Consider the following 9,190-nt stretch of genomic DNA (forward strand, 5'->3'; position numbering starts at 1 on the left):
ATCAACTACGCGTCTTCCAACCCGCGATTTTTCAACATCGGACCAATCTCTGGCGCTTTACCGCGCCATGCCAGCCATAAATGCTGCAAATCGCTGCTGTTGCCGCGTGACAGGATATGCTCACGGAATTGCTGACCGTTCTCGCGAGTGAGCCCTCCTCGCTCAACAAACGCCTGATAGCCGTCATCTGCCAGCATCTGCGTCCAGATATAGGCGTAATAACCCGCGGCGTAACCCCCTCCCCAGATGTGGCGGAAGTAGCTGGAACGATAACGTGGCGGCACAGCGGCCAACGCCATGTTCTCGGCGGACAGCGCCTGTAACTCAAAGTGGCTGACATCCTGCGGGTTGTCTTGCGTGGTCAACGAGTGCCATTGCAGGTCCAGTAACGCCGCCGCCAGCAGTTCACTCATGTCATAGCCTTTGTTGAACTTCGATGCGCGAACCATCTTCTCACGCAACTCAACGGGCATGGCTTCACCACTCTGATAATGGCGCGCATAGTTGGCAAACACTGCTTCGTTGCTGGCCCAGTGCTCATTAATCTGTGAAGGAAACTCGACAAAATCACGAGGCGTGGCAGTGCCTGACAGGCTTGGATAGCGCTGCGAAGCGAACAAACCATGCAGCGCATGGCCAAACTCGTGGAACAGCGTAATCACCTCATCCCAACTCAGCAGCGCCGGTTGGCCCGCCTGAGGTTTGGTGTAGTTACACACGTTGTAAATCACCGGTTTGGTCGCGAGCAATGTCGTTTGATCAACGAAGTTGCTCATCCATGCGCCACCACTTTTGTTGTCGCGTTTGTATAAATCGGTGTAGAACAGCGCCAGTGGCGTGTCATCCGCATCAAAGATTTCATACACGTTGACGTCCGGATGATAGACCGGCAAGTCGTGACGTTGCTGGAATCGAATGCCAAACAGCTGACTGGCGGACCAGAAGACACCTCTTTCCAACACACTGTTCAGTTCAAAGTAGGGGCGAATTTGGCTCTCATCTAACGCGTATTTAGCCTTACGCACCTGCTCAGCATAAAAATTCCAGTCCCACGCCCGTAATGTGAAGCTATGGTGCTGCTGTTCAATGGCTTGCTGGATATCGGCGGCCTCGCGCTCGGCGCGCGCTCGGGCAGCGGGTACAATATTCCGCATAAAGCTAAAGGCAGCATCCGGTGTTTTCGCCATCTGATCCTGCATGCTCCACTCTGCATAGGTGTTGAAACCGAGCAGTTTCGCTTGTTGCGCGCGGAGTTGCGCCATGCGTAACACAATGGCGCGAGTATCGTTATCATCCCCTTGCTCGCTGCGGGTCAGTGCCTGATTGAAGAGTGCCTCACGCGTTGCACGGACCTCCAGGGACTGTAATGCCGGTTGCTGGGTGGTATTTTGCAGAGGTAGCAGCCACTCTCCACTCAACCCACGCGCTTCTGCTGCGGCTTTGGCATGCGCCAGCTCCTCTTCACTCAATCCGGCCAGCGCCGCGGGACTACTCACGGTATAGGCCCCTGCTTTTGTTGCCGCGAGAAGTTTATTACCGAAACGAGTGCTGAGTGTGGCTAACTCCTGATTGCAGGCACGAAGCTGGTCTTTATCGGCGTTATTCAGGCTTGCCCCAGCAAGCTGGAACTGTTGCCAGGTGACTTCCACCAGGCGCATAGCTTCTGCGTCAGGGCAGTGTGAGCCGCGGTGCTGATAAACGTTGTCAATACGGGCAAATAGCTGACTATTAAGATGGATTTCATCACTTAACGCGGTGAGCTTTGGCGTGATTAACTCATCAATCTCCTGCAGACGATCGCTGGTATTCGCCGACGTCATGGCTCCAAACACCATATTGACGCGTTTCAGCAGTTGGCCACAACGTTCTAATGCCTCATAAGTGTTGGCAAAGGTCGCCGGTTCACTATTACTGGCAATCGCTGCGACTTCCTGCCGTTTCTCTTCAATGCCGGCTTCCAGCGCGGGTAGAAAATCCTCTTCCTGAATGAGATCAAACGGCGGGGTTTGATAAGGCAAGGGACTGACGGTAAAAAACGGATTAACGCGTGAAGTCATTATCGCTCCTGATAATCAGCAACGCCGCAACAGGTGCGGCGGGATGCTTCTATCCTGGCAGTTTCGACGGCTGGCAACAACCTTCAACAGGCTGATGTGTACCCTGCTGCCATACTGGCCTGCCGCTGACCCAGGTTTGATAAATGTTGCGATCATCGCCCAGCGTCATCATCACAAATAACCGCTCCCAGATGTCTTTGCTGTTGACGCTGCGCAGTTTTTGCAGAGGGGAGACTGCCGGGTCAAGCACTACAAAATCGGCCTCTTTACCGGCGTTGAAGTTGCCAATTTTGTCATCCAGGTCCAGCGCATGCGCGCCACCTAACGTCGCATGATAAAAGGCTTCGCAGGCACTGAGCTTGTACTGCTGCAGTTGACCGACTTTGTATGCCTCACCCAGCGTTTGCAGCATACTGAACGTGGTGCCTGCTCCCACATCAGTTCCGACGCCCATACGCACCCCCTGTTGCCAGCAGCGTTTGATATTGAACAGACCACTGCCAAGGAACAGGTTTGACGTCGGGCAAAAGGCGATCGATGAATCAGTATCGTGCAGGCATTGCCACTCTCGATCCTCCAGATGCAGGCAGTGCGCAAACACGCTGCGTTTGCCGGTGAGTTGATGCTGGTGATACACATCCAGATAGCCGTCGTGCTCAGGGAATAAAGCTTTAACCCACGCAATCTCCTGTTGATTCTCGCTGAGATGCGTATGTAGCCAGGTGTCTGGGAAGGCTTCACGCAACTGGCGCACCTTCTCCAGCAATTCAGGTGAAGAGGTTGGCGCAAAGCGCGGTGTCAGCGCATAGCTAAGGCGGCCTCGATGGTGCCAACGCTCAATCAACGCTTTGGTTTGCTGGTAACTCTCTTCTGGCGTTTCTGTCAGATAGTCAGGCGCATTGCGGTCCATCATGACTTTTCCCGCAATCAGCCGCATATCCAGTTTTTCTGCCGCACTGAAAAGCGCGTCCACGGACTGAGGATGGACGGTGCCAAATACCAATGCACTGGTCGTTCCGTTCGCCAGCAACTGTTGTAAGAAAAAGGCGGACATCTGCTCAGCGTGGTTCGGGCAGTGATATTGGCTCTCCACCGGAAAAGTATATTGATTCAACCATTCCAGTAATTGCTCACCAAAAGCACCGATCATCTCCGTTTGCGGATAATGAATATGCGTGTCGATAAAGCCAGGGACGATCAGTTTGCCACGCAGATCGATGACCTGCGTAACATCAACTCGCCCTTCTGCGATCTCCCAACTTTCCAGCGTGACCACTTTGCCCTCACGCAACGTCAGCAGACCATCTTCGAGATAGCGCGCGTTGGCGAGGATGTCATCTGGCTGGGTAGCCAGAGCCGTAATATCAAAAAAGCTGGCGCGCAGCAGAGTTTCAGAGGCGTAAGGCATAGCGATTCCTTGGACCATGTCGTTGCAGATGATTGCCTTAAGAACAATTTGCAAGAGACATGCCAATACAAAGGAAAATAGCGTTTGTTTTCAATGAGCTAAATTCACGCACGCAAACGAATGCGCAAACGGTTGCCTCCTGGGGCAAACTTAAAGCTCTGAGGATTCACACTTAAAAAGGGGTAACAGGAAGATGATGATGCGCCAACGATGTGCAGTGATGCACGATTCCGGTGCAAAGCAACACTTCAATAAATCCGTGGGGTTTTCATTTAAACAGAAGAGGAAAAGTGCAAAGAGCTAATCATATCTCCCATCAATTAAAAGGAGAATCACTGCCAGATATATTAGCTTAAGAAAAACCGGATGAAAATCGTCTTGTTAAAACTCAAAAAGAAAGATTATTGTCTGCTTTTCTTTTAATGCCGTTGATATTAATTGGGATTTATCTCTTTAAAAACTAATATCTGACTTCCAGGGAACCGCAAATCACATAAGAGCGACATTTATGTTTAATCGCATGATATCAGGAGTGGCGGGTGCCATTCTGTTAACCTTATCACCAATGACACACGCCGCCAGTCAATTACCTGCCCCACAAGAGGCTGACTGGGTGGCGAAAGAATTTCGCTTTAACAGCGGTGAAAAAATCAACGATCTGCGTATTCACTATATAACACTGGGTGATAAGAATAAACCGGCGGTATTATTACTTCACGGTACTAACCAGCCTTTGAGCGCCTTTCTCGCCCCAGGATTTGCAGCAGAGCTCTTTGGTCCAGGCCAAGCCCTCGATATCCGCAAATACTTCATTATTATCCCCGAAGGGATTGGGTCAGGAAAATCAACTAAACCTTCTGATGGCTTAAGGATGGCCTTCCCGCACTACGATTATGACGATATGGTGACCGCACAATATCGGTTAATTAAAGAAGGTTTGGGGATCTCGCATCTACGCCTCGTAATGGGGTATTCCATGGGTGGCATGCAGACCTGGTTGTGGGGGGAAAAGTACCCGACCATGATGGATAAGCTGGTGCCGATGCTTCGCAACCTAACGAGTTGTCTGGGCGCAACTGGATGCTACGCCGCATGTTGATTGAATCGATTAAAGGCGACCCGGCGTGGGCTGAAGGGAATTACCAGCAGCAACCCCCTGCGCTGAAAACGGCGAATATTATGTTCAGTATTGCAACCACAGGCGGCACGCTGGCTTATCAGCACAAAGCCCCTACTCACGCCTTAGCCGATAAACTGGTGGATGAGCGTCTTGCTGCACCGGTGACGGCAGATGCCAACGATTTCATTTATATCTGGAACTCATCCGCAAATTATAACGCGATGCCTGGTTTGAGCCGTATTACTGCCCCCATGCTCATTATTAATTCCGCAGATGACGAACGAAACCCTGTTGAAACCGGCATTTTGCAAGGGGAGTTACATCAGATAAAACATGCCGAGTTATTTGTTATACCGGCAAGTGCTGAAACCAGCGGACACGGCACCATGATGCAAGCCAAGTTTTATCATCAGAAGCTGCAAAATTTCATGGCAAAAGACTAAAAACGTCAAATTAAACATGATTTAAGTTAACGATTAAGAAGTCACAAATGTGGCTTCTTGGTACGTTAATTTATCAACATTTATCATCTCGCTATTTTATCAATATCAGGGAATACACGATGTTTCGAAGGATAAAGATTCGCACAGCACTGAGCATGATGGTTTTTTCATTGACCGCATTACTGTTGTTCGTCGGTATATTGGGATTGGTTGCCGTCCAGTCCGGTAATAAATCCTTTGCCACTGTGGATACAGAGGTATTACCAGGTCTGGTCGCACTGAATGAGAGCTCAGAATTATTATTACGTGGGCGACTGGACTTACGTCTCTATGAATCGCTCGTCGCAACGGTGACACTGAAAAAGCCAAAATTGCACTCGAGCGTGCCAGAGGCAAGATAGATAACGCCAGTGCTAAATGGCAGGAATACCTTAAGTATCCGCAATCTTCAGCAGAGAAACCGATTGCGGCTGAAATGGCCGCAACGCGTGAAGCGCTAATGAAGGAATTTATTAATCCGGCATTTGCCGCGCTGGAAGCCGGTAAATTGGATGAGTACCGCCAGCGCGCTGGAAAATCAACGACGCTGTATGGTGCGTTCGATCAGGCTTCAAAGGCGCTGGTCGCCTTTAAATTAAAAAGTATTGATGTCGCTTATGATGACTCCAGTGCCCGAGTTAAACGCATGGAGTTGACGCTCTACATTTGTATTGCTTGTGCGCTGGTACTTGCAGGCCTGGCTTGGTCAGTGATGACCAATCTGATTGTGAAACCACTTAACCATGTGATTACGGTATTTGACCGTATCGCAGAAGGCGATTTGCGCGCACGTATCGATATCTCCGGTAAAAATGAAATTGCTCAACTCTTCGCGGCAGTACAGCGCATGCGGGATGGGTTGGAAAACATGGTGCTAATGGTACGCAATGGTACAAACGCCATCGGCACCGGTGTGGAAGAAATTGCCATCGGTAATATCGATCTTTCCAGCCGTACTGAACAGCAGGCTGCCTCGCTGGACGAAACCGCCTCCAGCATGGAGCAGATCATGGCAACGGTGCAAAATAACGAAGATAACACCCGCAAAGCCAATGCCCTTTCTCAGAAGGCCTCGGACTCAGCTTCTCGTGGCGCAAATGTTGTATCCGAAGTCGTGGCGACCATGAGTTCAATCGAGAAAAGCTCAGCCAAAATTGGTGATATTGTCGGGGTGATTGACGGTATAGCCTTCCAGACCAACCTGCTGGCCTTAAACGCTGCGGTTGAAGCGGCGCGTGCCGGTGAAGCAGGACGCGGATTTGCTGTTGTAGCCTCGGAGGTCCGGGTGCTCGCCCAGCGCAGCGCCACTGCCGCGAAGGAAATTGGCAGTATGATCAATCACTCACTGAGCAATATTGAGCAGGGTTCAGGATTAGTCAAAGATGCTGGAGTCACCATGAATGAAGTTATGCTCGACGTGAAGAAAGTCGTCGAGATCATGGATGAAGTGATGCTGGCTTCTGGAGAACAGACGCGTGGCATTTCACAGATTAATATCGCCATTCAGCAGATGGACGGCGTGACTCAGCAAAATGCTTCATTGGTTTCTGAAGTCGCAACAGCGGCCAGCTCGCTGCAACAACAGGTCGTGAACTTGCAACAGTGCGTGACTCAGTTCCAGGTTGATGACGACAAAACAGCGTTAGCCGCTGACCTCTATTTAGGTTCACAGGACCTGGCGTTCACCCATATCCGCTAAATGATACTATCGAGGCCGCTGCTGCAACCCGGTGTCGGCCTCACTATCCCCGCTGCTTTACAACCATCAATTTCTTATTTGTCATTGTGTTACATTCTGTGGCATGAATGTTCCATCGCAAACCTAACTGGGTTGACATCACCAATCCGTAACTGGCAACGTAATCACTAAGTGCCTTTACGCCTCTTTTTCTTTAATGATTGTTTTTAATCTTAAAATCAATCAGTTAACTTCAAGTGCAATAATTTAAGGAACAGTGAGATGATTATTTTTGTTACGGGTGCCACTGCCGGTTTTGGTCAAAGTATTACTCGCCGCTTCATTGCTACAGGTCACAAAGTGATCGCCAGCGGACGTCGTGCTGAACGTTTGAAAGACTTGAAAGATGAGTTGGGCGACAATCTGTATACCGTTCAGTTGGACGTACGTAATCGTGCTGCTATCGATGAAGCGATTGCGGCTTTGCCTGCTGAATGGCGCAATATTGATGTGCTGGTCAACAATGCCGGTCTGGCGCTGGGTGTCGAACCAGCGCACAAAGCGAACATTGAAGACTGGGAAAATATGATCGACACCAACAACAAAGGGTTGGTGTATATGACGCGCGCCGTACTCCCTGCCATGGTGGAACGCAACGTCGGGCATATTGTGAACATTGGTTCCATCGCCGGTAGCTGGCCTTATCTCGGCGGGAACGTTTACGGCGCCACCAAAGCTTTCGTGCGTCAGTTCAGCCTTAACCTGCGTACCGATTTACATGGCACCGCACTGCGCGTCACCGATATTGAGCCCGGCTTAGTGGGCGGCACCGAATTCTCTAATGTGCGTTTCAAAGGCGATGATGGCCGCGCCGATGCGGTTTACGAAGGCACTACCGCGTTGACCGCAGAAGATGTGACTGAAGCGGTTTACTGGGTGACCACTCTGCCTAAGCACGTCAACATCAACACGTTGGAAATCATGCCGGTTGCACAGACGCTTGCCGGTTTGAAAGTGCACAAGGGCTGATATTGACTCAGGGCGCACCTGCGGTGTGCGCCCTACGCGCGACCCCATCCGGTGACAATGATCAGCATGCCACTAAACGCCACCAACGCCCCAACCCAATCCCATGCACTTAATTTGACGCCATCGACCACGCGCAACCATATCAGCGCTGTCATCACGTACACGCCGCCGTAAGCTGCATAAACACGCCCACTGGCAGCAGGATGTAAGGTCAGCAGCCAGACAAACAGTGCCAGACTGGCCGCCGCAGGCACCAATACCCACGCCGTCATCCCCTTCTTCAACCACAGCCACGGCAGAAAACAGCCAACAATTTCTGCGATCGCAGTGATAAAAAACAGTAACGCGGTTTTCACCAGCATATAAATTCTCACTCTAGCCTAAACAGACGGCTCACCGCTGGTGAGCAAAGAAGCAGCGATGATATACTAGCGCCCAAGGTTGTTACAGCCGCTTTTCCCGGCTGGGCTGTTGTTAACTAAAGGAAATGACAATGAAAAAACTGTTTTCTGTTTTGCTGGCTGGCGTATTGACCTCCAGCGCGCTGCTGGCTGCACCGCTGGCATCAGCACAAACCGATCGGCTGATTATTGAAAACGGCAATAGTGCTTCCAGTAATGAAGCTGCGCGTCAAAGCAAAGAGCAGTGGAATGACACCAAAAATCTGCGTGGCAAAGTGAACACGCGTGTCGAGAAAGAGTTTGATAAGGCGGATAAAGCTTTTGATACTCGTGACTCCTGCGAAAAGAGTTACAACGTTAACGCTTATTGGGAACCGAATACCTTACGTTGCCTCGATCGCCGCACTGGCCGTACCGTTGCACCTTAATTCGCTGTTGCTGCTATAGTTTTCTAGGGAATTCAGAACCAAGGAGAGTGTGATGAAAAAACGTAATGCAGTGATGTTGATGGCGATGCTGGCGCTGCCTGTATTGGCGCAGGCCTCCTGTGAGAGTGTTAGAGCGGATATCAGTAAGAAGATCGTCAGTAATGGCGTAGCCGAATCGGACTTTACGCTGGATATCGTTCCCAATGATCAAGCCGATCAGGCGGGTGGGCAGGTTGTAGGGCACTGTGAGAACGATAGCCAGAAAATCGTTTACAAGAAAAATGGCCGTGACACTGAAAGTAATGTGCCGGCCAGCGCAGGCAGTTCACAGGACGCACCTGCACAGTAATGTTGAACGGGCGGCACTTAGCCCTAATGCATTTCATTAAGCTTTGTTCGAGTGAGGCTGCCATTTTTAGAAGTGGCAGCCTTTTCTTTTGCGCGATTCAGTGCGGGCCACAGCACCTCTGCCGCTGCCGGGCCGTCCTCGCGCCGCTCCGCGGTACCTTCGGCTGCAACGTCGCGCCGGACGGACCGTTCGGGTAAGGCCATCCAGGCCAACCCGAACTGCCAGTCGCATCCATGCG

The 9,190-nt window shown here is 50.9% G+C and carries 7 protein-coding genes and 2 pseudogenes; 5 read left to right on the forward strand and 4 right to left on the reverse strand.

Annotated elements, in window-relative coordinates:
• Window positions 1-5 precede the first annotated feature (5 nt).
• Together dcp and guaD are read right to left on the reverse strand one after the other, a co-directional pair.
• On the reverse strand, window positions 6-2,057 hold the full coding sequence (dcp, locus tag HA51_RS13525) for a peptidyl-dipeptidase Dcp (RefSeq protein WP_084935003.1): 2,052 nt from the start codon (window positions 2,055-2,057) through the stop codon (window positions 6-8).
• Between the two features lie 49 nt (window positions 2,058-2,106).
• Window positions 2,107-3,465, reverse strand: coding sequence for a guanine deaminase (gene guaD, locus HA51_RS13530; RefSeq protein WP_084935004.1), 1,359 nt, complete (start codon window positions 3,463-3,465; stop codon window positions 2,107-2,109).
• A 508-nt stretch (window positions 3,466-3,973) separates the two neighbouring features.
• Between guaD and HA51_RS13535 the strand changes: the two are divergent.
• The 3 genes and pseudogenes from HA51_RS13535 to ydfG all read left to right on the forward strand — a co-directional run bounded on the left by HA51_RS13535 (window position 3,974) and on the right by ydfG (window position 7,774).
• A pseudogene (locus HA51_RS13535) lies at window positions 3,974-5,028 on the forward strand (alpha/beta fold hydrolase).
• A 119-nt stretch (window positions 5,029-5,147) separates the two neighbouring features.
• Window positions 5,148-6,766 (forward strand): annotated as a pseudogene (locus HA51_RS13540) (methyl-accepting chemotaxis protein).
• 261 nt (window positions 6,767-7,027) lie between these two features.
• Entirely contained in the window at window positions 7,028-7,774 is a 747-nt protein-coding gene (ydfG, locus tag HA51_RS13545) for a bifunctional NADP-dependent 3-hydroxy acid dehydrogenase/3-hydroxypropionate dehydrogenase YdfG (RefSeq protein ID WP_084935005.1), read from the forward strand.
• Between the two features lie 32 nt (window positions 7,775-7,806).
• Here ydfG and HA51_RS13550 read toward each other — a convergent pair whose 3' ends face one another.
• Complete coding sequence (locus tag HA51_RS13550; protein WP_084935006.1) at window positions 7,807-8,136, reverse strand: YnfA family protein; 330 nt, start codon at window positions 8,134-8,136, stop codon at window positions 7,807-7,809.
• A gap of 131 nt (window positions 8,137-8,267) precedes the next feature.
• Between HA51_RS13550 and HA51_RS13555 the strand changes: the two genes are divergently transcribed.
• Window positions 8,268-8,603: a DUF1283 family protein gene (locus tag HA51_RS13555; RefSeq protein ID WP_084935007.1), complete on the forward strand. Its 336-nt coding sequence runs from the start codon at window positions 8,268-8,270 to the stop codon at window positions 8,601-8,603.
• A gap of 52 nt (window positions 8,604-8,655) precedes the next feature.
• Window positions 8,656-8,952: a DUF1161 domain-containing protein gene (locus HA51_RS13560; RefSeq protein ID WP_084935008.1), complete on the forward strand. Its 297-nt coding sequence runs from the start codon at window positions 8,656-8,658 to the stop codon at window positions 8,950-8,952.
• A gap of 23 nt (window positions 8,953-8,975) precedes the next feature.
• Here HA51_RS13560 and HA51_RS27340 read toward each other — a convergent pair.
• Window positions 8,976-9,190, reverse strand: a 215-nt coding sequence (locus HA51_RS27340; protein ID WP_211282939.1) for a hypothetical protein, incomplete at its 5' end; no start/stop codon positions are given.

Source organism: Pantoea rwandensis (genome assembly GCF_002095475.1).
GTDB classification, from domain to species: domain Bacteria; phylum Pseudomonadota; class Gammaproteobacteria; order Enterobacterales; family Enterobacteriaceae; genus Pantoea; species Pantoea rwandensis.